This is a genomic window from Paraburkholderia sp. 22099 (genome assembly GCF_052045835.1).
Classification (GTDB): domain Bacteria; phylum Pseudomonadota; class Gammaproteobacteria; order Burkholderiales; family Burkholderiaceae; genus Paraburkholderia; species Paraburkholderia terricola.
Map to the genome: position 1 here is coordinate 15908 of NZ_JBQEPU010000028.1, position 24329 is coordinate 40236.

At 66.5% G+C, this 24329-nt stretch carries 20 protein-coding genes; 12 read left to right on the top strand and 8 right to left on the bottom strand.

Annotated elements, in window-relative coordinates; translation table 11 throughout:
* Positions 1-41: 41 nt before the first annotated feature.
* Positions 42-938: a LysR family transcriptional regulator gene (locus ACTJLC_RS23735; protein ID WP_440845437.1), complete on the bottom strand. Its 897-nt coding sequence runs from the start codon at positions 936-938 to the stop codon at positions 42-44.
* A gap of 133 nt (positions 939-1071) precedes the next feature.
* Between ACTJLC_RS23735 and ACTJLC_RS23740 the strand changes: the two genes are divergently transcribed.
* From ACTJLC_RS23740 to ACTJLC_RS23775, 8 genes are all read left to right on the top strand, one after another.
* A complete protein-coding gene (locus ACTJLC_RS23740; protein ID WP_440845350.1) occupies positions 1072-1731 on the top strand; it encodes an NADPH-dependent F420 reductase in 660 nt (219 codons plus the stop codon).
* 270 nt (positions 1732-2001) lie between these two features.
* The gene (gene soxC / locus ACTJLC_RS23745) at positions 2002-3273 is read left to right on the top strand and encodes a sulfite dehydrogenase (RefSeq protein WP_440845439.1); all 1272 of its coding nucleotides are present in this window, start codon (positions 2002-2004) and stop codon (positions 3271-3273) included.
* A gap of 55 nt (positions 3274-3328) precedes the next feature.
* Positions 3329-3883 carry a c-type cytochrome gene (locus ACTJLC_RS23750; protein WP_440845352.1) on the top strand — a complete coding sequence of 185 codons (555 nt, stop codon included), beginning with the start codon at positions 3329-3331 and terminating at the stop codon, positions 3881-3883.
* Between the two features lie 218 nt (positions 3884-4101).
* Positions 4102-5016, top strand: a complete 915-nt coding sequence (locus tag ACTJLC_RS23755) for a TauD/TfdA dioxygenase family protein (protein ID WP_440845354.1) — start codon at positions 4102-4104, stop codon at positions 5014-5016.
* A gap of 49 nt (positions 5017-5065) precedes the next feature.
* Positions 5066-6136: an ABC transporter substrate-binding protein gene (locus ACTJLC_RS23760; protein ID WP_440845356.1), complete on the top strand. Its 1071-nt coding sequence runs from the start codon at positions 5066-5068 to the stop codon at positions 6134-6136.
* 73 nt (positions 6137-6209) lie between these two features.
* On the top strand, positions 6210-7040 hold the full coding sequence (locus ACTJLC_RS23765; protein WP_440845358.1) for an ABC transporter ATP-binding protein: 831 nt from the start codon (positions 6210-6212) through the stop codon (positions 7038-7040).
* On the top strand, positions 7037-7939 hold the full coding sequence (locus tag ACTJLC_RS23770) for an ABC transporter permease (protein ID WP_440845360.1): 903 nt from the start codon (positions 7037-7039) through the stop codon (positions 7937-7939). Before ACTJLC_RS23765 ends, ACTJLC_RS23770 begins: the two co-directional genes overlap by 4 nt.
* Before the next feature lie 207 nt (positions 7940-8146).
* Positions 8147-8446, top strand: a complete 300-nt coding sequence (locus ACTJLC_RS23775; protein ID WP_440845362.1) for a hypothetical protein — start codon at positions 8147-8149, stop codon at positions 8444-8446.
* Between the two features lie 34 nt (positions 8447-8480).
* Here the strand turns inward: ACTJLC_RS23775 and ACTJLC_RS23780 are convergent, their stop codons facing one another.
* Positions 8481-10322, bottom strand: a complete 1842-nt coding sequence (locus tag ACTJLC_RS23780; RefSeq protein WP_440845364.1) for a thiamine pyrophosphate-requiring protein — start codon at positions 10320-10322, stop codon at positions 8481-8483.
* Between the two features lie 257 nt (positions 10323-10579).
* Between ACTJLC_RS23780 and ACTJLC_RS23785 the strand changes: the two genes are divergently transcribed.
* Entirely contained in the window at positions 10580-11575 is a 996-nt protein-coding gene (locus tag ACTJLC_RS23785; RefSeq protein WP_440845366.1) for a hypothetical protein, read from the top strand.
* Between the two features lie 106 nt (positions 11576-11681).
* Here ACTJLC_RS23785 and ACTJLC_RS23790 read toward each other — a convergent pair whose 3' ends face one another.
* From ACTJLC_RS23790 to ACTJLC_RS23800, 3 genes are read right to left on the bottom strand one after another with little or no spacing between them, the layout of a single operon-like run.
* Complete coding sequence (locus ACTJLC_RS23790; protein ID WP_440845368.1) at positions 11682-12443, bottom strand: endonuclease/exonuclease/phosphatase family protein; 762 nt, start codon at positions 12441-12443, stop codon at positions 11682-11684.
* Positions 12440-14722 (bottom strand): VTT domain-containing protein, encoded by a 2283-nt coding sequence (locus ACTJLC_RS23795; protein WP_440845370.1) that lies wholly within the window; start codon positions 14720-14722, stop codon positions 12440-12442. The genes ACTJLC_RS23790 and ACTJLC_RS23795 overlap by 4 nt, the downstream gene beginning before the upstream one ends.
* 6 nt (positions 14723-14728) lie before the next feature.
* A complete protein-coding gene (locus tag ACTJLC_RS23800) occupies positions 14729-15055 on the bottom strand; it encodes a hypothetical protein (RefSeq protein WP_440845372.1) in 327 nt (108 codons plus the stop codon).
* 481 nt (positions 15056-15536) lie between these two features.
* Here ACTJLC_RS23800 and ACTJLC_RS23805 point away from each other — a divergent pair, with 481 nt between their 5' ends.
* Positions 15537-16412 (top strand): manganese catalase family protein, encoded by an 876-nt coding sequence (locus ACTJLC_RS23805; RefSeq protein WP_440845374.1) that lies wholly within the window; start codon positions 15537-15539, stop codon positions 16410-16412.
* A gap of 59 nt (positions 16413-16471) precedes the next feature.
* Here ACTJLC_RS23805 and ACTJLC_RS23810 read toward each other — a convergent pair whose 3' ends face one another.
* Entirely contained in the window at positions 16472-16897 is a 426-nt protein-coding gene (locus ACTJLC_RS23810; protein WP_440845376.1) for an NUDIX hydrolase, read from the bottom strand.
* Positions 16898-17113: 216 nt separating this feature from the next.
* On the opposite strand from ACTJLC_RS23810, the gene ACTJLC_RS23815 reads away from it, so the two are divergent.
* Positions 17114-19834, top strand: a complete 2721-nt coding sequence (locus ACTJLC_RS23815; protein WP_440845378.1) for an outer membrane protein assembly factor BamB family protein — start codon at positions 17114-17116, stop codon at positions 19832-19834.
* A gap of 194 nt (positions 19835-20028) precedes the next feature.
* Here ACTJLC_RS23815 and ACTJLC_RS23820 read toward each other — a convergent pair whose 3' ends face one another.
* Positions 20029-21111: a glycosyltransferase family 4 protein gene (locus ACTJLC_RS23820; RefSeq protein WP_440845380.1), complete on the bottom strand. Its 1083-nt coding sequence runs from the start codon at positions 21109-21111 to the stop codon at positions 20029-20031.
* 251 nt (positions 21112-21362) lie between these two features.
* On the opposite strand from ACTJLC_RS23820, the gene ACTJLC_RS23825 reads away from it, so the two are divergent.
* Positions 21363-23669, top strand: coding sequence for an FdhF/YdeP family oxidoreductase (locus tag ACTJLC_RS23825; RefSeq protein ID WP_440845382.1), 2307 nt, complete (start codon positions 21363-21365; stop codon positions 23667-23669).
* Positions 23670-23708: 39 nt separating this feature from the next.
* Here the strand turns inward: ACTJLC_RS23825 and ACTJLC_RS23830 are convergent, their stop codons facing one another.
* Positions 23709-24302, bottom strand: a complete 594-nt coding sequence (locus ACTJLC_RS23830) for a hemerythrin domain-containing protein (RefSeq protein WP_440845384.1) — start codon at positions 24300-24302, stop codon at positions 23709-23711.
* Positions 24303-24329: the final 27 nt, after the last annotated feature.

Here is a 24329-nt window from a genome sequence, read left to right on the forward strand (position 1 = left end):
CGTTCACCGCTCACCGTTCCGACACGTGATTCACACATGATTCACGCGCCGTGCGGCCCGAACTCCGCGACCACCTGATCGATGAACGTGCGCAGTTTCGGCGTGGCGCGGCTCGCCGGAAACACCAGATGCATGGGCCGCGCCGGGGCTTCGTAGCCGTCGAGCAGCCGCATCAGCCGGCCTGCCGCCAGCTCGTCGCGTACCGCCACTTCGGGCGCGAGCATCACGCCGCCGTCGTTGAGCGCCGCGGCGAGCAGCGCCTTCACGTCGTTGGCCTGAAAGCGGCCCGAGACCGGCACCGCGTGTTCACCGCGCGCATCCGCGAAACGCCATTCGCTCGCCACCGGCAAGCTCGTGAAGATGAAGCCCATGCAGTCGTGTCCGGTCAACGCTTGCGGCGTGTCAGGCGTGCCGTGCCGCGCCAGATAGCCCGGCGACGCGCATACCACCAAACGGTACGGCATCAAGGGCCGCGCGATCAGCGACGAATCCGCGAGCGGCCCCAGCCGAATCGCCGCCTCATACCCTTCGTCGATCAGATCGACGAAGCGGTCGGTGAGCGTCAGTTCCACCCGCACCTCGGGATGAGCCTGGAGGTAGCGCGCGATCATCGGCGCGAGACAGCAGGCGCCGAACGTGACCGGCGCGGTGATGCGCAAGCGCCCGCGCGGCGTCGCCGACAGTTCCTGCGCGACGGCTTCGGCCGCTTCGGCATCCGCGAGCAGCGCCTTGCAGCGCTCGTAGAAAATCTGGCCGATCTCGGTCAGGCTCTGGCGCCGCGTGGTGCGGTTGATGAGACGCGCGCCGACGCGTTCCTCCAGCGTGCTCACATGCTTGCCGGCCATCTGCGACGAGATGCCGAACGCAAGCGCCGCCGCCGCGAACGAGCCGCTATCGGCCGTTTTGACGAACACGGCCATGCTGGTCAGACGGTCCATCATTCCCTATCCATGTTTTCGACAGTCGTCAAATTATGCCGATTTATCCCATTGAAGTTTTGAATCATAGTGTGTCTCACCGATGAGCGTGCGCTCGACGGCGCAATCCCAAACCTGCAACGGAGTGTGAAACATGAAGATAGGCTTTCTCGGCGCGGGCTTCATGAGCCGCGCGCTGGCGACCCTCGCCCAGCAAAACGGCCACGAGGTCATGCTCAGCAATTCCCGCGATCCGCGGACCTTGATCAGCACGGCGGCGGCGACCGGCTGCGCGCTCGGCACCGCGCAAGAGGCGGCGACATTCGGCGAGGCGGTGGTGGCGGCGGTGCCGTTCAGCAGCATTCATGCGCTGCCGGCGGCGGCGCTCGACGGCAAGATCGTGATCGACACCTGCAACTACTATCCGCAGCGCGACGGCCAGATCGAAGCGCTCGACACGCGCGCCACCACCACCAGTCAGTTGCTCGCCGCCGCATTGCCGGGCGCGAAAGTGGTGAAGGCCTTCAGCGCGATCCTGGCGAAAGACCTGGAAACGCACGGCAAGCCGGCCGGCACGCCGAAGCGCCGCGCGCTGCCGCTCGCCGCCGACGACGAGCCGGCCAAACGCGTGGTGAGCGCGCTAGTCGATCAGTTCGGCTTCGATCCCGTCGATGCCGGCGCGCTCGCGGACAGTTGGCGCTTCGAGCGCGCGAAGCCGGTGTACTGCATCGCGCTGGACCGCGCGGGGCTGCTCGAAGGGCTGGCGGCGGCGCAGCGGGAGGTGGAGTTGCCGCATGGGTCGTGGCGGCATTGATCGAAGTACAGGTTGCCACGCGCTGCGGCGAATGTGCCGGGTTATACGCCGGCCACGACCGTGACCGAGCCGGCGTCGCGCTTCAGCGATTACCCATGACGTGAAGTGTTTTTCGCGCGCCGGCGCGCACGGTCGGGCCCGTTTTCAGCCCCGCTTTTAGCCTGCTTCACTTCGATAGCTTTACTCCAATCGATATGAGAATTCATCGTTTGGCCGGCGCCTCGCGCATCGCTACGATAGCCCGCTTGCCCACCACGCGCCGCCGTCATGATGAACTCGCGCAAGCCCCAGCCGGATCCGCCGCCGTCACGCGGCCGTCGTCGCCTGCTCGGCGGTCTCGCGGCCGGCGGTCTCGCCGCTTCGCAGGCGACGGCGGCCGCTGAACTGCTGCCGCTCGACGTCGCGCCGTGGAGCCGCACGCCCGGCGCGCCGACACTCGAACATCCGTATGGCGTGCCGTCGCCGCGCGAGGCGAACGTCGTGCGGCGCAGCGCGCGCGCATGGCCGCTGCCGGGCGCGGCGTCGTCGATGACGCCGCTCGCCGATCTGCACGGCACGCTCACGCCCAACGGACTCGTCTACGAGCGGCATCACGGCGGCGTGCCCGACATCGATCCCGAGCAGCATCGGCTGGCGCTTCATGGCCTCGTGCGCGCACCGAAGCTGTTCACGATGGACGACCTGCTGCGCCTGCCGTCCGAATCGCGTATTCACTTTCTCGAATGTTCGGGCAATACCGGCAGCGAGTGGAACGGGCCGAGCGGTTTGCCCGTGCAACTCACGCATGGCTTGCTGTCGTGCTGCGAATGGACCGGCGTGCGTTTGTCGACCTTGCTCGAGGAAGCGGGCGGCCTGTCGAACCCGCTCAAGCCCCAAAGCGGCTGGCTCCTGGCGGAAGGCGCGGACGCCGCCGCGATGACACGCAGTTTGCCGCTCGAGCGGATACTCGATAGCGCATTGGTGGTGTACGCGCAAAACGGCGAGCGCTTGCGCCCGGAAAACGGTTATCCGTTGCGCCTGATCGTTCCCGGCTTCGAGGGCAATACGAACGTGAAGTGGCTGCGCCGGCTGAAGGTGGTCGACGCGCCGTTGCAAACGCGCGAGGAAACGTCGAAGTACACGAGCCTGCTCGCGAACGGCAGCGCGCGTCAGTTCGCGTTCGAGATGGATGCGAAGTCGGTCATCACGCGGCCTTCGCCGGGACATCGGCTCAGCACGCACGGTTATTACCCGATCACGGGGCTCGCGTGGTCCGGGCGCGGCACGATCCGCAAGGTCGAGGTCTCCACCGACGGCGGCGCGACCTGGCAGCTGGCGCGTCTGGAGGGCCCCGTAGCCGATCGCGCGCTCACGCGCTTTCAGGCCGATTGGCGCTGGAACGGCGGCCCCGCCGCGCTGCTTTCGCGCGCCACCGATTCGACCGACTACGTGCAACCCACGCGCGCCGAACTCGTCGCCGCGCGCGGCCTGAATTCGCAGTACCACTACAACGCGATCCAGCAATGGCGCGTCGGCGAAAACGGCGAGGTGCGCAATGCTTGAGAAGCGGTTCGGCGCGAACGGTGCGTTGCGGATGCGGGTGCGAACGGGGTTTTGGATGAGGGCGCGCGTTCGGCTCGCCGCATCGCTAGCGCTTTTGGCGCTTGCGTCCTGTGCGTCGATCACGCCCGACGCGCGCAATTCAACCACGACTCACGACATCGGCACGCCGCTCACCGACTCGCAGCTCGCCGCGTGGGACATCGACGTCGCGCCGGATGGTCGCGGCTTGCCGGCCGGCAGCGGCGACGTCGCGACGGGCGCACGGGTCTTCGCCGCCCAATGCGCGGCATGCCACGGCGCGCGAGGCGAGGGCGGTCTCGGCGACCCGCTGGTGGGCGGCCACGGCACGCTCGCGAGCGCGAAGCCGAAGCGCACGGTCGGCAGCTACTGGCCCTACGCGACCACGCTGTTCGACTATATCCGCCGCGCGATGCCGTATAACGCGCCCGAATCGCTGTCCGCCGACGAGGTGTATGCGGTGAGCGCGTTCCTGCTGAATCAGAACGGCATCGTGCCGGCGAACACGCGGCTCGATGCGGCGTCGCTGCCGCGCGTGGTCATGCCCAATCGCGACGGCTTCGTGCCCGATCCGCGGCCTGGGCGGCTGTGACGCGTGACGGCGGACCCACGGACCCGCGCATTGGGGCCGCGGCTGCGGAGGCATCCAACGTGCTATCGCCGTCCGCCTCGCGTTAAAGCAACGGGTTTATCACTTCAGCAGATAACCGTATCGGATTTCCTTCGTTGTGTCCGGGCCTTCGCGCCAGTAAATTCTTCTGACTACGCCTTCGACGGCGTCCTCCGAACAGATTCGACGAAGAGTTTCCTGTGACGACTGCCTTTGCACCCGACATCGACGCGGCCAGCGCCGCCGGCACGCTCCACCCCTCCCGGCGCATCGAGATTCGCGCCTTCGACGGCCCGCTCGGCGCCGAGGTGCTGGGCCTCGATCTCGATGAGCCGCTGAGCGACGACGACTTCGCCCGCCTCCATCGCGCGCATCTCGATCATCACGTGCTGGTGTTTCGCGATCAGCGCATCACGCCGGATCAGCAGATCGCCTTCAGCCGGCGCTTCGGTCCGCTGCAGATTCATGTGCTGCATCAATTCCAGTTGCCGGGCTATCCCGAGGTGCTGGTGGTGTCGAACATCGTCGAGAACGGCAAGCCGATCGGTCTCGGCGACGCCGGTCATTACTGGCATTCCGATCTGTCGTACAAGGACAAGCCGAGCCTCGGTTCGCTGCTGCACGCGCAGGAGTTGCCCGCGGAAGGCGGCGATACGTTGTTCGCCAACATGCACCTCGCGTGGGACACGTTGCCCGCGCATTTGCGCCGCGCGGTGGAAGGGCGCTTCGCCGAACACACGTATCTCGCGAAGTACGCGGAACTGCAAAAACGCAGCCAGTGGCGGCCCAATCTCTCCGCCGAGCAGATCGCGCAGGTCAAGCCGGTGGTGCAGCCGATCGTGCGCACGCATCCCGAGACCGGGCGCCGCGCGCTCTTCGTCAGCGAGCATTTCACGACTCGCATCATCGGCTTGCCTGAGGACGAGAGCGCGGCATTGCTCGAAGCGATCTTCGCGCATAGCGTGCGCCCCGAGCATCTGTACCTGCATCGCTGGTCCGCGCACGACATGGTGTTCTGGGACAACCGCTCGCTGATGCATCTCGCGGCCGGCACGCCCGACCATCTGCGCCGCAAGCTTTATCGCACGACGATCGAAGGCGACGTGCCGTTCTGACGGCAACGCCGCCCGCCTTGACCTCAATCACACGCTGACCGGAGTTCCGATGCTTGCCAGGTTTCGCCCGACCGCCGCGCGGTCGTTTTTTGCCCGACGCTTCACCACGACCGCCGCGACCGCCACGACACTGCTGGGCTTGTCGATCGCCAGCGCGGGATTGACCACGGCCATGCCCGCCCACGCCGAAGGACAGATCCGCGTCGCCGAACAGTTCGGCATCGTCTATCTGCTGCTGAACGTGGCGCGCGATCAGCAATTCGTCGAGAAGGAAGGCCGCAAGCAGGGGCTCGACATCAAGGTCGATTGGGTGAAGCTCTCGGGTGGCGCGGCCATCAACGACGCGCTGCTGTCCGGCGCGGTGGACGTCGCCGGCGCGGGCGTCGGCCCCTTGCTGACGATCTGGGATCGCACGCGCGGCAAGCAGAACGTGAAGGGCGTCGCCTCGCTCGGCAATCTGCCGTACTACCTCGTGAGCAACAATCCCGACGTGAAGACGATCGCCGACTTCACGGAGAAGGACCGCATCGCCTTGCCAGCCGTGAACGTGTCGGTGCAATCGCGCGTGTTGCAGTATGCCGCCGCGAAACGTTGGGGCGACAAGGAGTACAACCGTCTCGACAAATTCACCCAGGCGTTGCCGCATCCCGACGCGGCCGCGGCGATCATCGCGGGCGGCACGGAAATCACCGGGCATTTCGGCAATCCGCCGTTTCAGGAACAGGAACTCGCGGGCAATCCGAAAGCGCACATCGTGTTGAATTCCTACGACGTGCTGGGCGGCCCCAGTTCGGCCACGGTTCTCTATGCCACCGAAAAATTCCGTGACAACAATCCCAAGACGTACCGCGCGTTCGTCGACGCGCTTGCCGACGCCGCGCGCTTCGTCGCGGCGAATCCCGAGGCCGCCGCCGACATCTATATCCGCACGAATCAGTCGAAGATCGACCGCGATCTGCTGCTGAAGGTAATCAAGAATCCGCAGGTGCAATTCAAGGTCGCGCCGCAGAACACGCTCGGGCTCGCGCAATTCATGTATCGCGTCGGCGTGATCAAAAACGAGCCGAAGTCGTGGAAGGATTATTTCTTCGACGACCCGGCGACCGCGGCGGGCAGTTGAGCATGACGCATCTGATTTTTCATCTCGCAGGATATGTATCGGCCCGCGTGGCCGGCTTCGAAGGAGCGCTCTGATGGTGGCCAATCCCACGCTTCTGTTTCCTGAACGCAGCGGACAAACTCGCGGCGCGACCAGCGAGCGCTTGCTCGCGGTCGAAAACGTCAACCTCGAATACCGCACTCGCGAGCGCATCGTTCGCGCGACCCATGACGTGAGTTTCGACGTCTACGGCGGCGACCGCTTCGTGCTGCTCGGGCCGTCGGGCTGCGGCAAGTCGACCTTGCTCAAGGCGGTGGCGGGCTTCATCGAACCGACCTCGGGCCGCATTTCGCTCGACGGTCAAACCGTGCGCGGGCCCGGCGCCGATCGCATCGTCGTGTTCCAGGAGTTCGATCAATTGCCGCCGTGGAAGACGGTGCTGCAAAACGTCGCCTTTCCACTGCGTGTCGCGAAGAAGCTCTCGCGTGCCGAAGCCAACGAACGCGCGCTGCACTATCTGGAGAAGGTGGGGCTGGCTTCGTTCGCTCATGCGTATCCACATACCTTGTCGGGCGGCATGAAGCAGCGGGTCGCGATTGCGCGCGCGCTCGCGATGCAGCCGCGCGTGCTCCTGATGGACGAACCGTTCGCCGCGCTCGACGCGCTCACGCGCCGCAAGATGCAGGAGGAACTGCTGCGCCTGTGGGAGGAGGTGAACTTCACGCTGCTGTTCGTCACGCATTCGATCGAGGAAGCGCTGGTGGTCGGCAACCGCATTCTGCTGCTGTCGCCGCATCCGGGCCGCGTGCGCGCCGAACTCAACAGCCACCAGTATTCGCAGGACAGTTTCGGGCGCGGCGATTTTCAGCGCAGCGTCGCGCGCATTCATCACCTGCTGTTCGAAGAGACGGAGGCCGCGCAATGAGTTCTCCCGCCGCCTTGTTGCCGCCCGTTTTGCCGCCCGCTTTGCCCCCCATTCGCGACGAGTACGAACGCCCGCTCGAACCGCTCGGCGAACTCGTTTTCGAAGCGCCGTTGCCGTTCGGCAAGCGCCTTCTCGCGCAAGCCTGGCTGCGCAAGACGCTGATCGCGCTGGTGCTGATCGGCATTTGGGAAATCGCCGCGCGCGCGGTCGACAACGATCTGCTGCTGCCGACCTTCGGCGCGACGTTCAGCGCGTTCGTACAGGGCGTGTGGTCCGGCGAACTGCTGCGCAAGACTGCCGTGTCGATGTCGGTGCTGCTGCGCGGCTATCTGCTCGGCGCCGCGCTCGCCTTCGTGCTGACGTCGCTGGCCGTGTCGACGCGCGTGGGCCGCGATTTTCTGTCGATGCTCACGGCGATGTTCAACCCCTTGCCCTCGATCGCGCTGCTGCCGCTCGCGTTGCTGTGGTTCGGCCTCGGCACCGGCAGTCTGCTGTTCGTGCTGGTGCATGCGGTGCTGTGGCCGCTCGCGCTCAACACGTACTCCGGTTTTCAGTCGGTGCCGGCGACGCTGCGCATGACGGGGCGCAACTATGGCTTGACCGGCATGCGCCACGTCCTGCTGATTCTGGTGCCCGCCGCGTTGCCGTCGATTCTCGCGGGACTGCGGGTCGGTTGGGCGTTCGCATGGCGCACGCTGATCGCGGCCGAACTGGTATTCGGAGCGAGTTCGGGCAGCGGCGGCCTGGGCTGGTACATCTTCCAGAATCGCAACGAGCTCTACACGGACCGCGTTTTCGCGGGGCTCGCGGCGGTGATCGTGATCGGCCTGCTGATCGAGCATCTGGTGTTCGATACGCTGGAGCGCGTGACCGTGCGCAAATGGGGCGTTCAGCACTAGCGGGCACGATTGCTGCGGGGTTGGCTGGATTGGCCGGATTGGCCGGGTTGGCGTGCAAGGCGGCTCGAACGTCCGATATTCCAGGATTAATGCCAGGGTTATGTATGACGTGAAGGGGTTTCGATTCTGCCGGGGTGGACTAAGCTTGTAATCGGGTGCTTCTGTTGGATTGGCCCCCCGCAACGGCAACCCCATTTCTCGACGACCATGATCACGACGCAACGCATTACGGTGTCCGCCGCGGTCGGCGCCTTGCACGTCATCGCAATCTGGAAGTGCCTGCGCGCGTGCGAAACGCCGGCGTGCGGTTCGAGCATGCACGTCAAGCTCCAGGACCGCACGGAGTCGATCACGCTGTTTTTCGACGAAGTGCCGATGGAACAACTGCACCGACTCGTCATCATGCTGAACAATCTGCCCGGCGCGATGACCGCGAGTCTCGCGCCGGCAACGGCGCCGGGGCCGGGCGAGTCCCTGTCTCACGTCGGCTCACGTCAGCATACGTGAGCGTCATCGAGCTCAAGCGGTAAGGCAACCCGCATCACTTGTCGCGATGCCCCGGCAGCACCGCGCCGAGCACCTGCTTCGCGGTCTCGACAATCACGTTGCCTTGCTCCGGGTCGCCCTTCATCAGCGTCGTGGCGAATGCCTTGGCCTGGGCGAGCGTGACATGCGGCGGCAACGGCGCAATGTTGGGATCGGCCTTCACCTCGATGACGACCGGTCGGTCCGCCGCGAGCGCCTCGTCCCAGGCCGCGCCCATCTGTTCGGCGTCGTCGACGTAAATGCCTTTCAGGCCGATCAGCTCCGCGAACTTGTGATACGGCACGGAAGGAATGTTCTGCGACGCCTCGAACTTCGGATCGCCATTCATCACGCGCTGCTCCCACGTCACCTGATTCAGATCCTGGTTGTTCAGCACCATGCAGATCCAGCGCGGATCGGCCCAGTCTTGCCAGTACTTCGAGACGGTGATCAGTTCGGCCATGTTGTTCATCTGCATCGCGCCGTCGCCCACCAGCGCGATCACGGGGCGCTCGGGAAACGCGAACTTGCCGGCGATTGCATAGGGCACGGCCGCGCCCATCGACGCGAGCCCGCCCGAGAGCGAGCACATCATGCCGCGCCGCACCTTCAGATCGCGTGCATACCAGTTCGCGCAGGAACCGGAATCGCTCGTCACGATCGAGTCGGCGGGAATGCGCTTCGACAGCTCCCACACCGTGCGCTGCGGATTGACCGCGTTGTTGCCGGCTTCGTGCGCGCGCCGCTCGAGCGTTCGCCACCAGTCCTCGGTCCAGCCCTCGATCGTCCTGCGCCACGCGCGGTCCTGCTTGTGTTCGAGCAGCGGCAGCAGCGCGCGCAAGGTCTCCACGCTATCGCCCACCAGATTCACTTCCATCGGATAACGCAGGCTCAGCATGTCCGCCTTGATGTCGATCTGCACGCCGCGGGCGGCGCCTTCCTTCGGCAGAAACTCCGAATAGGGGAAGCCGGAGCCGATCATCAGCAGGGTGTCGCATTCCGTCATCAGGTCGTAGCTCGGCTTGGTGCCGAGCAGGCCGATCGCGCCGGTGACCCACGGCAGATCGTCCGGCAGCGCGGCCTTGCCGAGCAACGCCTTGGCGACGCCCGCGCCGAGTTTTTCGGCGACGGCGATGACTTCGTCGGTCGCATGCAGCGCGCCCGCGCCGACGAGAATCGCCACTTTTTTGCCGGCGTTGAGCACGTCGGCAGCCTGCTGCAGATCGTCGGGATAGGGCACGAGCCGCGGCGCGCGAAAGCCCACGCCCGAATGCAGCGTGCCGTGCTTGCGGCCCGGCGCTTCATACGGCAAGTCCTGCAGATCGTTGGGCAGCACGATCGCGGTGACCTTGCGTTCGGCGAGCGCGGTGCGCACCGCGCGGTCGACCAGATGGCGCACCTGCGCGGGGACGCTGGCCTGTTCGACGAAAGCGCCCGCGACATCCTTGAACATGGAGACGAGGTCCAGTTCCTGCTGATAGTGGCCGCCGAGCGCGGCGCGCGCCTGCTGTCCGGCTATCGCGAGCACGGGCATGTGGTCCATCCTGGCGTCGTAGAGACCGGTGATCAGATGCGACGCGCCGGGGCCGGAGGTGGCGATGCAGACCCCGAGTTCGCCGGTGAATTTGGCGTGCGCGGCGGCCATGAACGCGGCCATTTCCTCGTGGCGGACCTGGATGAATTCGATGCCCTGATCCGAATCACTGGTCTTGTCGTTCCTGTCATGCTTCTGTTTCGATTGAAACCGGTTGAGCGCGCCGAACATGCCGTTGATGCCGTCGCCCGGATAGCCGTAAATCCGGCGCACGCCCCAGGCGTGAAGTCGCTCGACGATGAAGTCGCTGACGGTTTGAGCCATGAATGTCTCTCCTTGGCGAATACGCGAATGAGCATGTCTGCGGACGCAAATCCCGTTCCCATGCGGTGCGCCTATGCGGTGCTCACATGCGGTGCTCACATGTAGTGGCGGCATGCGGGATACGGTTTGCCGGGCCCGTCCGTCGATGGCGCCCGCGCTTCTTCATTTCGCCTGGAGACGAGCCGGTTCGGCGCAACGCACCGGTCCGGCAGTAACGCGTATGCAGAATGGGAAGACCTACTCAGGGAGTCGCTACCATGGCCGTCCAGATTCGTCGCAACGCGCCGCCCGATGCCGTGCAGGGGCGGTCCGATTCACCGGACGCGAGCCGCGGGACCAGCGGCGCGCGTGGCCGGTCGAAGCGTCTTTCGGCGGGTGGCGCTGTGCTGCAAAGTCTGAAGCAGATGACCGGCTGGTCGCGCTCTTCATCGGTGAAACCGCAGCGGGCACCGTTCGCCAGCCTGCCGCCGGCTTCCTCGACCGTGCAGGAAGATCTCGTCGGCGATACCGTCAAGTGGATCAACCGTAGCGCCGCCGCCCGGCCGCAAGGCACGCCGAAGTTGACGCGCGAGCAGGCCCTGGCAGCAGGCAAGCCCGTGCCGACGCGCGCACCGCCGCCGCCTCCGCGAGCCGGCAACGCGGCGTCTTCCGTCCACCTCGACGATGACGACGATCTGATGGAGCTGAATACGGCAAGCGGCAAGGTCGCCCCCGCGCTGCGGTCCGCCGTGACGCAAACGCCACCGGGCAGCGCGCGAGGCGCCGCGCACCGTCAGCCAGGCCATGGACCGCTTGGGCCGCAGCGCGCCCGCAGCAGTTGGAAACCGGACCTCGCCACGATTCACGAGGAAAAACATAGCAGCGGCCCGCTCAGCTCCCTCGGGGCGCATTACGACGGCATCATGCGGCAGCTTCGGAGCGCGAACACGCAGGCGCAAAACGCATTGACGCAACCCAGAATCCCGTTTTTCGCAAGCACGAAAAAGAAACGGGCCATCCTCGAAGGCAAGCGCGGCGAGTTGCAGCAACATGCCGCCGCGCTCGGCCGTTTACTGAACGAAAGCGGCTCAGCCGCCGTCGACGAAAAAACAGTTCGCCAGCTCGGCCGTGAAGGCCATCCCGGGATACCGGTCAGCCAGCTTCGCGCCGTGGATCGGGACATCGCGGAAACGTTGCGGCAACGGCGTCACGTTCAGAAGACGCTGGAAACGGTTCACAAATGGATCGCCGAAATCGATAAAACGCTCGCGTGAGACTGTACGTCCTCTGAAATCGCACGCGCGCAACAGGGTTTCGCCACCCTCGCCAGATGTTCGTTCACTCGCGCCGCGCGGCGGCGGCCCAGCGAGCCTATCAACCTCAGCGCAGCACGCGCGCGATGACGGGCAGATGATCCGAGGCGACCCGCGCCAGATCGCTGCGAAACACCTGCACGTCGACCAGACGCTGCACCGGATGCACCCACACGCGATCCAGCGCGAAGGCGGGAAAGCGCGACGGAAACGTGCGCGGCGCGGCGGCCGGCCGGAAGTGCGCCAGCAGCGCGCGCAACGGACGGCCCCAGACGAACCATTCGTTCAGATCGCCGAGCAGGATGACCGGCAGTTCGGGCGTGTCGAACGTATCGAGCAGCAGGTCGACCTGGGCGCGGCGTTCGCGCGACGACAGGCCCAGATGGGTCGCGACGACGCGCAGCACGCCGCTGCCGGTTTCCACGTCGACGTCCAGCGCGCCGCGCGCCTCCCGGCTGCCGAACGAAAGGTCGAGCGTGCGCACCGCGCGCACCGGCAGATTGGTCAGCACCGCGTTGCCGTAGCGCCGTTGCGGCGTGTCGAGCGTCGGCCCCGGCACGCCATGCAAGCCCGTGATGTCGCTCAGCACGGGCAGCACGTCGAGGCTGCCCGTGCCGCCGAGCGGCACCTCCTGCAACGCGACGATGTCCGCGTTCATGGCGGCGATCACCTCGCCGATGCGTTCGGCCGAGCGCCGCCCGTCCGTGCCCACGGCGGCGTGAATGTTGTAGGTGGCGATGCGCAACACGTCGCTCGCATGTTGGTGCGCCGGCGCGGACCGCGCTTGCGGGCGCTCCAGGGCGATCACGTCCGCTTCGCGCCGGCTCATCGCCGCCCCGCGAGAATGCGCCGCAGCAGCAGCGAGAGGCCGACCAGCGCGACGCCGATCGCGGCCACCACCATCAGCGAGAACGGCGTCGGGTGACGCACCGCGGACACCAGTTGATGCGCGAACGACGTGGCCAGCACGACGCCCGGCGCCATGCCGATCGCCGTGCCGGCGAAGAAGTCGCGAAAGCGGATGCGTGACGCGCCGGCCGCCAGATTCACGATCGAAAACGGCGCGGCCGGCACGAGCCGCAACACGATCACCGCGAGCAATCCCTTTTGATGCAGGCGTTCGCTCAGCCGGTTCAGTTTCGGTCCGGCGAGTTCGCGCACCGCGTCGCGTCCGAGCCACGCGCCGACGGCCCACCCCGCGGCGGCGGCGATCAGCGTGCCCGCCATCGCGTAGGCCGCGCCCGTGAGCGCGCCGAACACGAAGCCGGTCACGGCGATCAGCAGCGTCACGGGCACCGACAACAGCGCCGCCAACGCATAGCCCGCCACGACCGCCGCCGGTCCGAGACGGGTAGCCGCGAGTTGCTCCACGCCGTGCGTGAGCGACGTGAAGCTCAGCGGATGGCCCGCCGGCGTGAAGCGCCAGACGATCGCCAGCGCGACCACCGCGAGCGCGAGCGCGCCCAGCACGAGCAGCCTGGCGGTGAGCGACCGGTGGGTCGGCTCGGGCAGGAACTGGCGGATCAGTTCGTCCGGCGCGATCGGCGCTTCGGCATCCAGAACGTGGACCTTGTCCGCGAAATCGCGAAACTCCTCGGCGACCTCGGGGGTGAGCGCGACGAGCGTGCGCGCGCCGTGCTTCAGGCTCGCGATCGCGGGGTTCAGCCGGCCGTGCCGTTCGAGCGCCTGCTCGACCTCGGCTTCGCTCGTGTCGAGATGTTCGGCGAGCAACGCGTTGCGGATGCGCGCGATCGTCGCCTGCGCCTGGGGATTGCCGCGCGCGTCGATCGCCACGCAGCACTCGGTGTCGAGCACCATCGAGCGGTTGTTCAGGTTCGCCGTGCCGATCAGCAGCACGCGCTCGTCGACGATCATCACCTTGCTGTGCACGTTGACGAAGACGCCGCGCCCGGCATCGATCGCCGGGGCGTACATCGCGTAGCGGCCGTTCGGATCGGCGTCCTGGATGAGCCGGTGCAGGCGCGCCCGCAGCACGCCCATCGTCGCCTCCTGGAGCCAGCCGCTCTGCTTGAACGGACAGACCACCGCGACGTCCGGGCCGGGCGTGCGGCCGATCCGCTCGCACAGCGCGGTGCCGATCGCCCCGGCGGTGAAATACTGGTTCTCGATGTAGATGTTGCGGCGCGCCGCGGCCACCGCCGCGACGTGCAGCGCCCGCACCTGATGCACGGCCTCGCGTCCCTCGTAGACGGGCTCCGTGAGGGCGATGCCGAGGTCGATATCGACGAAGTCCGGCGTCACGCTGGAAGGCCACAGTTGCGGGTTCGCGGGCCCGGGCTGGAACGGTCGCGGCGCCGTGCGGGAGCGGCGCGAACGCTGCCAGCGTTCGTGCACGAGCCGCGCCATCGCGCTCGCGGCGGGTCCGTCGAACATCATCTGCACGTCGTGGATCGGCTGATAGCGGGTCTTGCCGGGATTGCGTCGCGCGGGGTCGTCGGGCGCGTGCGCGGGCGTGTCCCAGCGCGCGCTCGTGAGATCGATGCCGCCGGTGAACGCGAGGCAGTCGTCGATGACGACGATCTTCTGATGATGCGATGCCCCGAGCGGATGCCGGCCGTCGAGCCTCAACGACAGCCGCCGGTGCGTGTGCCAGCTCGGCTGATACGAGGGCAGCCATTCGCGCTCGAACGCGTAGAGCATCGCGAAGTCCCAGCCGAGCACGTGGATACGCAAGTGCGGATTGGCGTCGACCACCGCGCACAGGAAGTCGGCGAGACCGTCGGGCAGTCCGTCGCCCGCGCCGCCGGGCACCAGTTCGATGCGGCTGTCGATATCCCAGCCCACGATGAAGATCGAATGGCGCGCACGCGGAATCACCTCGCGCAACACGGCGTAATAGCGCGCCGCGTCGATGAGCACGGCCGCGCGCCGCGCGCGAACCAGCCACTCGCAAGTCTCGCGAGGCCGCAGCAGTTCGTCGTTGGCGTCGTTGGCATCGGCGGGCGCGGGCTCGTGCGCTTCATCGTGCGCATCGTATTGCTTCGCGCGTCGCAGCGCCTTCCGCGTGTCGGGCGCGTCGGGCGCGTGGGGCGCGTGGGGCGCGGACGTATCGAAGGAATCCGACGCGGACAGCTCGGGTTTGCCCATCGGGGTTCACGCCTCCTCGTGCGGCCAATCACTCGCGGCGATCATCGCCAGTTCCGCGCTCTCGGCGGTGAGCTTCAGATCGAAGCCGAGATGCGACGCCTCCTGAACCTGCAAGGCCACGTATTTATAGGCATCGACCGGATGAGGATTCGGCGCGGCGTGGCCCGGCCAACGCACGTTCAGCCGGAACCGCAAGCCGGCCTCGGTAGTCGCGGGTTCGCATCGCGACACGATGCAGCCGGATCTCAGGTCGAGCACCGCGTCCTCATGCAAAAGCGCCTCGAACTGCGGCAATCCCGCGAGAAACGCAATGATCGGATGTCGACTGGACATGGACGCACCTCCTGTGAGTTTCGTGAACCAGGTCTTGCTATCGAACGGCGTTCCCCACGACTTCTGGCGATTGTATTTGTGGATGCACGGCTTGAACTTTTAACAGACGTATGCGCCGTGGAGCGCGTCGAGCGGGCTTTTCGGGCGTATGCGCTAAGTGGCTCGCAATGATCGTGCACGGTCCGCGCGGTCGAGTTTTGCGGGTCGATTCGAGGGCGATCCGCGGGCGATTCGCGGGCGATTCGATCGGCATGAGAAAGGCGTCGCCGTCGAACGACGCCGCCTCGTGATGTCACCGCCAGGTATGCCGCATGCGGCAAGCGAGCGGCCGTGAGCGGTCGCCGCAAGCGTACGAAGCCGGGGGCTTGCGCCGCTCACGCGCATATCCGCAGGCGATGTCCCGCCGGCATGACCCGCTTGCGGCACGTCCACCATCGACGCCGAGGCAATGGCGATTGTTCTACTTTTCAATGGAGAGATCATGTTCGTTCATAACAAGCGCCTTCAATACACAGTACGCGTGGCGGAGCCCGATCCGGGCCTCGCGAATCTGCTTCTCGAACAGTTCGGCGGACCGCAGGGAGAACTTGCCGCGGCATGCCGGTATTTCACGCAGGCCGTCGGCGAGGACGATCCGGGGCGCAGGGACATGCTCTTCGACATCGCAACGGAAGAGCTCAGCCACCTCGAGGTCATCGGCTCGATCGTGGCGATGCTCAACAAGGGCGGGAAGGGCAAACTGGCCGAAGGCGTCGACGAGCAGGCCGAGCTGTACCGCTCGCTGACGGGCGGCGGCAACGACTCGCACATCACGGCGCTGCTCTACGGCGGCGGCCCCGCGCTGACCAATTCCGCCGGCGTGCCGTGGACCTCGGCGTACATCGACACGATCGGCGAGCCCACCGCCGATCTGCGCTCGAACATCGCGGCGGAAGCGCGCGCGAAGATCATCTACGAGCGCCTCATCAACGTCACGGACGACGCCGGCATACGCGACGCGCTCGGCTTTCTGATGACCCGCGAGATCGCGCATCAGAAGTCGTTTGAAAAAGCGCTCCATTCGGTCCAGCCGAATTTCCCGCAAGGCAAGCTGCCGGGCGTGGCCGAGTACGCCAGCGTCTACTACAACATGTCGTCGGGCGACGACGCGCCGCGCGGGCCGTGGAACGAAGGTCCGAACTGGGATTACGTGGAGTCGCCGCAACCGGCGGTGGATGGCGGCGACGGGCTGGCCTCGGTGAACGTGAGCGCGCCGGATGCCGAGACCTTGCGGGCGATGGCGGGGCGCACCGCATCCGACGTCACGGCCGACCCGGTCACCGGCGCGGACCTGGGCTCGGGGCAGCAACGCGCCTGACCGCGAAGCGGGAGGCGGGACGGGAAGCGGGGCGTGGGCGATCGGGCCGCTCCGATCGCTCATCGGCCACGTTGCGCCGGCAACGCGTGCAGCGGGCTCGAACGGTGCCCCGGACCGACCGGACTGTTCTCGCCGAGCAGCACCTGCACGATGCCGCGCGTCGAGATGCTCACCCATGTCACGCCCACGTCCTTTGCGCGAATCCAGCGGCACCGGCTGATTTCATGGTCGGGCAGGGCGACCGCCGTGGGCGGCAGATGCGCGGCGAACACGTAATGGCGAGTCCGCGCGCCCCAGAACTCGAACACATAATCGAGCGCGATCCCGCTCAGGCGCGTTTCCTCGGCCAACTCGCGCAGGGCGGCCGCGTGCGCGGGCTCGCCGGTCTTGCAGCGTCCGCCGGGCAACGCCCATCTTCCGTTGGGCCGGGCGACGAGGAGAATCCGGTTGGCGCGGACGCAGAGAACGGTGGCTCTGTGTTTCATGGCGGCGATGGAGTGGTTGGCAGGCCGGGTTTGCAGCGAGTTTGCTGGGCGGGTTTGCTGGCACCCAAGCATGCGGCGTGCCGTGAGCAGGAACCGCATGTGCTACTTCCAAGGCAATTTGTCTGACGCTGCGCGTCATTCGCGCCGCCTGCGTTTTCGAACGTCTCCGGCTTGCCTGGAGTTTTTCTTCGAATACCTTTTGCCGAGGTCACTGCTATGTCGACGCCGCGCCGCTTTCCAGTCGCTCTCGCGCTTCCCGTCATCGTGTTCATGCTCATCGGCCTGGTGGTGGCCGTCGGAGGCGTTTGGCTGATCTCGCTCGGCGGCTCCTGGTACTACCTGCTCACGGGCATCGGCATCGCGCTGACGGGGCTGCTGGTGGCGATCCGGCGGCGTTCGGCGCTGCTGCTGTTCGCGCTGGTGCTGTTCGGCTCGACCGTGTGGGCGGTCACGGAGGCGCGCTTCGACTTCTGGCAGTTGCTGCCGCGTCTGTGGGTGTGGCTCGTGCTGGGCCTATGGCTGCTGTTGCCGCCCGTGACCCGCAGGCTGGTGTTCGGGCCGCCCGGCGCGCATCGTCAAGGCGCGTTGCCGCTCGCGGCCGCCGTCGTGCTGACGGTGCTGCTGGGTATCGGCACGGCGTTCAATCATCCTTACGACCGTGCCGGTTCGATCGAGGTCGGCTCGGCCCCGCCCGCCGCACCGCTTGCCGGCGACGCGAACCGGCAGACGGGCGACTGGACCGATTACGGCGGCTCACCGCTCGGTCAGCGCTATTCGCCGCTCGCGCAGATCACGCCGGCCAACGCGGGTCAATTGAAGGTGGCGTGGCAATTCCAGACCGGCGACAAGCCCGGCCCGGACGACCCCACCGAGACCACGGCCGAGAACACGCCGATCAAGGTCGGCGACAAGCTGTTTCTGTGCACGCCGCATGGCATCGTCATCGCGCTCGATCCGGTCGCGGGCAAGGAAATCTGGCGCTTCGATCCGCATATTCAGAGTCCGGCGGGCTTCAAGCATTGGGAGCACATGACCTGCCGCGGCGTGTCCTATCACGACGACAGTCTTTATCCGGCGAAGGGGGAAGTGGGGGCTTCTGACGCTGCTGTCGCGGGGGCACAGGGCGGTGCGTCGGAGGCGGTTTCGGCGTCTGAAGGTTCGGCTTCTTCGGCGCCTTCTGCGACTTCCGGTTCTGAAGCTTCGGCGCCTTCAGCGGCTGCGGCTGCGTCGGGCGCCGAGACTTCGGCGGCGGCTTCCGCCACGCCTGCCGCCGCTTCCGGCATCGAGGCGTCTTCCGCGCTTGCCGCCGCGCTTGGTCCCAAGGCTTCCGCCACGTTCGCGACCACGCCCGCCTCGGAATCCGCCGCGCCGGCTGCTTCATCGGAACCCGCCGCGCCGTCCGCCGCCGCACCCGCGCCGAGCCTCGCCGCCGAATGCCCGCGGCGGATTTTCCTGCCCACCGCCGACGCGCGCCTCATCGCGCTCGACGCCGACACCGGCCGGCCCTGCGCGCACTTCGGCAGCAACGGTCAGATCGATCTGCGCACCAGCATCGGACCGTTCACGCCGGGCGGCTACTATTCGACGTCGCCGCCGGCGGTCACGCGCGACCTGGTCATCGTCAGCGGCCATGTGACGGATAACGAATCGACCAACGAGCCGTCCGGCGTCACGCGCGCGTTCGACGTGCGCGACGGCCACCTCGTGTGGAACTGGGACGCCGGCAAGCCCGACGCCACCGAACCGCTCGCGCCGAACCAGACCTACGTGCGCAACTCGCCGAACATGTGGTCGGTGTTCAGCGTCGACGAAAAACTCGGCATGGTGTATCTGCCGCTCGGCAATCAGACGCCGGACCAGTGGGGCGGGCTGCGCACGCCGGCTTCCGAGAAAGTCGCGGCGGGCGTCGTCGCGCTCGATCTGGCGACCGGCAAGATGCGCTGGAATTACCAGTTCACCCATCACGATCTGTGGGACATGGACGTAGGCGGCCAGCCGAGCCTGATCGATCTGCAAACCGCGAGCGGCGTGCAGCCGGCGCTGATCGCGTCGACCAAGCAAGGCAGTCTGTACGTACTCAATCGCGAAACCGGCAAGCCGATCGTGCCGATCACGGAAACGCCGGTTCCCCAAGGCGCGGCAACCGGCGACCACACGTCGCCCACGCAGCCGGTTTCCGCGCTCAATTTCAATCCGCCCAAGGTGCGCGAGCGCGACATGTGGGGCACCACGCCGTTCGATCAACTGTGGTGCCGCGTGAAGTTTCGCTCGCTGCGCTACGACGGCGCGTTCACGCCGCCGTCGGAACAGGGCTCGCTGGTGTTCCCCGGCAACTTCGGCGTGTTCGACTGGGGCGGCGTCGCGGTCGATCCGGTGCGGCAAATCCTGATCGCCAATCCGAGCTACATGGCCTTCACGTCGAAGCTCATTCCGCGCGCGCAGATTCCCGTGGACAACGGCGAGAAGAAAGGCAGCGAGACGAGCGGCATCAAGATGGCGCGGGGCACGCCGTTCGGCTTCGAGTTGAACGCGTTTCTTTCGCCGCTCGGCATTCCTTGCCAGGCACCGCCGTGGGGTTACGTCGCGGGCGTCGATCTGCGCAGCAACCAGATCGTGTGGCAGCACAAGAACGGCACGATTCGCGACAGCGCGCCGTTGCCGATTCCGATGCCGCTCGGCGTGCCGAGCCTCGGCGGCATGGTGACCACGGCGGGCGGCGTCGCGTTCCTGTCCGGCACGCTCGACTACTATGTGCGCGCCTACGACGTGCGTACCGGCGATAAATTGTGGCAAGCGCGCCTTCCCGCGGGCGGCCAGGCCACGCCGATGACCTACGCCGGCGGCGACGGCAAGCAGTACGTGCTGGTGACGGCGGGCGGCCACGGATCGCTCGGCACGAAGCAGGGCGACTACGTGATCGCGTACAGGTTGCCGTAGCGCGTCGCCCTGGTGCGCTCGCTGCGAAGCGGCGCGCGACGCCGGCGACTTCCGTCATGCTCCATCATGCCGCGCCCGCCGGAGCGACGGCGCAGTTCCGCGTATGCGATGTTCGAACGCCGGCAGCGGCGTGGCCGCGAGGGAAGCATCGGTGCGGCGGTTGCAGTGGTAAGCGCCGCAAGCGCCGCAACGGCTCAGCGCCCGTACATCGAATAGTGTGCGAGGGGAGGCTGCGCCGCCGCGCGCCGGTCTTCGAGCAAGCCTTCGTAGATGCTCAGATAATCCGCGGCCATGCGTTCGGCCGTAAAGCGCGCCTCGAACGATCGGCGGCACGCAACGCGATCGATCCGCGCGATGTTCGCCACCGCGTCGACGGCTTCGTCCACGCCGTCGACGATGAACCCGTTGACGCCGTGCTCCAGCACTTCCGGCACCGCGCCGCGGCGAAACGCGATGACCGGCGTGCCGCACGCCATCGCCTCGATCATCACCATGCCGAACGGCTCGGGCCATTCCACCGGGAACAGCAACGCGCGCGCGTTCGCGATCAACGCCCGGCGAAGGCCGCCGCCGACCTCGCCGAGATAGTCGGTGAAATGCGCCGATTGCTTCAGCAGCGGTTCGACTTGCTGACTGAAATAGTCGCGCTCGCCAGGATGAACCTTGGCGGCCATCCTGAGCGGCCAGCCCGCGCGCCGTGCGATTTCCACCGCGAGATCCGGCCGCTTGCCGGGCATCATGCGGCCGAGAAACAGCAGATACGATCCCGGCTCGGGCTGCAATTCGAACTCGTCGAGGGGCAAGCCGTGATAGACGGTGCCGCGCCAGTTCGCCCACGGCACCGGCCCGCGCTGATCGTTCGAGATGGAGACCAGCGGCGCCGCGGCGAATTCACGAAACAGCGGACCGTGGTCGACCGGAAGCAACTGCCCATGCAGCGTCGTGAGCGATGCGACGGGCAACGAGTCCGCCAGCGGAAAATGCAGCGGATCGCCGTGAAAGTGCACGACGTCGAACTCGTGCGCGAGATGCGCGACGCGCGCCAGTTGCCTCACGTGATGCGTGAGGGTGTCCCACACGCCGGCGTCGCGCCAGAGTCCGCGTTCGCAGACGGGCACGAGCCGCGCGCGCGTAGTCGAATCGGCGCTCGCGAAAAGCGTGACGTCATGGCCGCGCCGCACGAGTTCCTCGGTGAGATACGAAACGACGCGCTCGGTCGCGCCGTAGGCGAGCGGCGGGACGCTTTCATAGAGCGGGGCGACCTGGGCGATTTTCATCGTTGCTTTCGATCTGTGCGAGGGTTGCTTTCGACGGTGGTGGGTCACGGCCGTCATGGCCGATAGGTCAGAGGGATGCTTGCGTGCGCAAGCGCAAGGCGTGCGCTTTATCGCTGCCTTCACCCCTCGTTATCGCTGCAGCAGCATCGGCTGTGCCATCGAAAACCGGGCGATCCCTGGCGCGCAAATCGCGACGCGGGCATTGCGGTTGCTGTGCTGTGGTGCCGATAGCGTCTTGACCGGAGCGAGCGATGACCACCAAGCGCAACACCGAAGCCTATCCCTACGCCTCCGGCGGATGGGGTTCGCTCAAAGCGGTGACGAGGATTCTCACGCAGGAGCATGTCGCGCTGAAAGACGGCCGCGTGCTCGCGAAACAGAACAAGCCCGACGGCTTCATGTGCGTCAGTTGTTCATGGGCGAAGCCGGCCGAGCCGCACCTGTTCGAGTTCTGCGAAAGCGGCGCGAAGGCGACCGCGTGGGACACGACATCGAAACGGGTCACGCCGGATTTTTTCGAATTGCACACCGTCGCCCAGCTTTCCACCTGGCACGACCACGATCTGGAAGCGGCCGGCCGGCTCACCGCGCCGCTGCGTTACGACCCGGCCACCGACCGCTACGTCAAGGTGAGCTGGCAGGACGCATTCGACGAAATCGGCCGCGAGCTCAACAGCATGCGGCCCGAGCGCGTCGTGTTCTATACGTCGGGGCGCGCCTCGCTCGAAACCTCATACATGTACCAGCTTTTCGCGCGCATGTACGGCACGAACAATCTGCCGGATAGCTCCAACATGTGCCACGAGAGCACGAGCGTCGGCTTGAAGGAGGCGATCGGCGCGGGCGTCGGCACCATCACGCTCGACGACTTCGAGAAGACCGACCTGATGTTCTTTTTCGGCCAGAACGTCGGCACCAACAGCCCGCGCATGCTTCACCCGTTGCAGGACGCGCGCAAGCGGGGCGTGCCGATCATCACCTTCAATCCGCTGCGCGAGCCGGGTTTGATCCGCTTCGCCAATCCGCAGTCGCCGCGTCAGATGCTCACGCCGGACGACACGCTCATCAGCACGCAATATCACCAGGTGAAGAACGGTGGCGACACCGCCGCGATTCTCGGCATCTGCAAGGCGGTGATCGCCGCCGACGACCTCGCGCGCGAGCAAGGCCGCGAGCGGATCATCGACGTGCCGTTCATCGAGGAACATACGCGGGGCTACGAGGCATTCGCCCGTTACGCGCGCGACGCGGCATGGCGCGACATCGAGGCCATCAGCGGTTTGCCGCGCGACGCGCTCGAAGCCGCCGCGGGCGAATACATGAAGGCCAACGCCGTGATGATTCACTATGGCATAGGCCTGACCCAGCACCGGCTCGGCGTGCAGAACGTGCGCATGCTGTGCAATCTGCTGTTTCTGCGCGGCAACATCGGCAAGCCGGGCGCGGGCCCCTCGCCGGTGCGCGGTCATTCGAACGTGCAGGGCCAGCGCACGGTAGGCGTGACGGAAAAGCCGGAACTGGCGCCGCTCGACAAACTGGCGAGCCAGTTTTCGTTCGAGCCGCCGCGCGAAACGGGCATGAATACCGTGGAGGCTTTCGAGGCGATGATCGCGGGCAAGGTGAGCGCGGTGTTCAACCTCGGCGGCAATCTGGTGCGTTCGGTGCCCGACCGCGCGCGGATCGAGCCCGCGTGGCGCAAGCTGCGGCTGACCGTGACCGTGGCCACCAAGCTCAACCGCAGCCAACTGGTGCACGGCGAGATCGCCTACATTCTGCCGTGCCTGAGCCGCATCGAAATCGACCGGCAGGCGAGCGGCGAGCAAGCCGTTTCGATCGAGGACAGCACCGGCTGCATGCATGGCTCGCGCGGCATGGTCGAGCCGGCCGGCGACGAAGTGCGCTCGGAGCCGTTCATCGTGGCGGGCATGGCGAAGGCGACCTTGGGAGACCGTTCGAGCGTCGATTGGGACGCCTGGAAAGACGATTACTCGATCGTGCGGGAAGAAATTGCCAGGACCTATCCCGACATTTTTCACGACTTCAACGCGCGCATGTGGACGCCGGGCGGTTTCTTGCGGCCCTTGCCGGCGCGCGAGCGCAAGTGGCAGACCCCAAGCGGCAAGGCGGAATTCATGGTGCCCGAAACCTTGGGCGAGGACCCCGACATGCCCGAGCCCGAACCCGGCGCGCTGCGGCTCATGACCTTGCGCTCCGACAGTCAGTTCAATACGACCATCTATCATCACGACGACCGCTTCAGGGGCGTGAAGGGCAACCGCATGACGCTCCTGATGAACGCCGGCGACATGGCCGCGCGCGGCCTCGCGGAAGGCGACACCGTGACGTTGCAGACCATTGCCGACGACGGCGTCGACCGGCGTGTGACCGGCTTTTCCGTGAAGACGTATGAGATTCCGCCGGGCTGCATCGCCGGTTACTACCCGGAATGCAATCCGCTGCTGCCGCTTTGGCACTGCGCGAAGGAAAGCAAGGTGCCGGGCGCGAAATCCATTCCGGTGCGGATCGTGGAGACCGGGCGGCAGCGTGAAACGACGTGAGCGTGCCGCCGCTCCGTCTTCTATGTCGCTCAGCGTCGCTCAATGCTCGCGGGCCCGCCGCGGTTCGCGCGCTTTCGGCACGCAATGCGTGACGCCGAGCACCAGCATCGCGCCGATCAGAAAGCTCGCCACCGGGAACGTGCCCATCGTATTGAGCGCGATTTCCGCGGGACGCTGCCCCAGCAGTTGCAGCCTGCGCCGCGTCATGCTGGCGCCGAGCGAATGAAGCTGCGTCTGCAAGGCGCGCTCCGCGGCCGGCAGCAGGACCGTTTCTTCGTCCGCGACGTGATGGATGACCTCGCGCATCAGTTGCATGAAGAGCGCGTCGTAGGCCGCGTTTTCCGGGCCCATCGCGCGCAGCCGGTTGATCGTCGCGCGCATTTCGTTGTGTTCCGGGGCGCTTTTGGCGAGCGTTTCGTCGTCGCCCATCACGGCCGCCAGGGCCGGATAGAAAATTTCTTCCTCCAGTTGCGCGTGAATCTCCAGCGCCGCACAAGTGGAATTGACGATCGCCTGCTTGCGCCACCAGGGGCTCGTCGCGTGATAACGATGGAACGCGGCAAGCGCGTGCATGTGATCGAGGCGAATCATCGCGGTGATGCTGGGGGACATTCTGGACGTATCGGTGGACATGGCGTTTCTCCATGATTGACGCCGGTA

Bases quoted from the DNA above. Each gene is read 5' to 3' on its own strand.
- ACTJLC_RS23735 (WP_440845437.1), bottom strand. From the start codon at position 938: ATGGACCGTCTGACCAGCATGGCCGTGTTCGTCAAAACGGCCGATAGC.
- ACTJLC_RS23740 (WP_440845350.1), top strand. From the start codon at position 1,072: ATGAAGATAGGCTTTCTCGGCGCGGGCTTCATGAGCCGCGCGCTGGCG.
- soxC (WP_440845439.1), top strand. From the start codon at position 2,002: ATGAACTCGCGCAAGCCCCAGCCGGATCCGCCGCCGTCACGCGGCCGT.
- ACTJLC_RS23750 (WP_440845352.1), top strand. From the start codon at position 3,329: ATGAGGGCGCGCGTTCGGCTCGCCGCATCGCTAGCGCTTTTGGCGCTT.
- ACTJLC_RS23760 (WP_440845356.1), top strand. From the start codon at position 5,066: ATGCTTGCCAGGTTTCGCCCGACCGCCGCGCGGTCGTTTTTTGCCCGA.
- ACTJLC_RS23765 (WP_440845358.1), top strand. From the start codon at position 6,210: ATGGTGGCCAATCCCACGCTTCTGTTTCCTGAACGCAGCGGACAAACT.
- ACTJLC_RS23770 (WP_440845360.1), top strand. From the start codon at position 7,037: ATGAGTTCTCCCGCCGCCTTGTTGCCGCCCGTTTTGCCGCCCGCTTTG.
- ACTJLC_RS23775 (WP_440845362.1), top strand. From the start codon at position 8,147: ATGATCACGACGCAACGCATTACGGTGTCCGCCGCGGTCGGCGCCTTG.
- ACTJLC_RS23780 (WP_440845364.1), bottom strand. From the start codon at position 10,322: ATGGCTCAAACCGTCAGCGACTTCATCGTCGAGCGACTTCACGCCTGG.
- ACTJLC_RS23785 (WP_440845366.1), top strand. From the start codon at position 10,580: ATGGCCGTCCAGATTCGTCGCAACGCGCCGCCCGATGCCGTGCAGGGG.
- ACTJLC_RS23790 (WP_440845368.1), bottom strand. From the start codon at position 12,443: ATGAGCCGGCGCGAAGCGGACGTGATCGCCCTGGAGCGCCCGCAAGCG.
- ACTJLC_RS23795 (WP_440845370.1), bottom strand. From the start codon at position 14,722: ATGGGCAAACCCGAGCTGTCCGCGTCGGATTCCTTCGATACGTCCGCG.
- ACTJLC_RS23800 (WP_440845372.1), bottom strand. From the start codon at position 15,055: ATGTCCAGTCGACATCCGATCATTGCGTTTCTCGCGGGATTGCCGCAG.
- ACTJLC_RS23805 (WP_440845374.1), top strand. From the start codon at position 15,537: ATGTTCGTTCATAACAAGCGCCTTCAATACACAGTACGCGTGGCGGAG.
- ACTJLC_RS23810 (WP_440845376.1), bottom strand. From the start codon at position 16,897: ATGAAACACAGAGCCACCGTTCTCTGCGTCCGCGCCAACCGGATTCTC.
- ACTJLC_RS23815 (WP_440845378.1), top strand. From the start codon at position 17,114: ATGTCGACGCCGCGCCGCTTTCCAGTCGCTCTCGCGCTTCCCGTCATC.
- ACTJLC_RS23820 (WP_440845380.1), bottom strand. From the start codon at position 21,111: ATGAAAATCGCCCAGGTCGCCCCGCTCTATGAAAGCGTCCCGCCGCTC.
- ACTJLC_RS23825 (WP_440845382.1), top strand. From the start codon at position 21,363: ATGACCACCAAGCGCAACACCGAAGCCTATCCCTACGCCTCCGGCGGA.
- ACTJLC_RS23830 (WP_440845384.1), bottom strand. From the start codon at position 24,302: ATGTCCACCGATACGTCCAGAATGTCCCCCAGCATCACCGCGATGATT.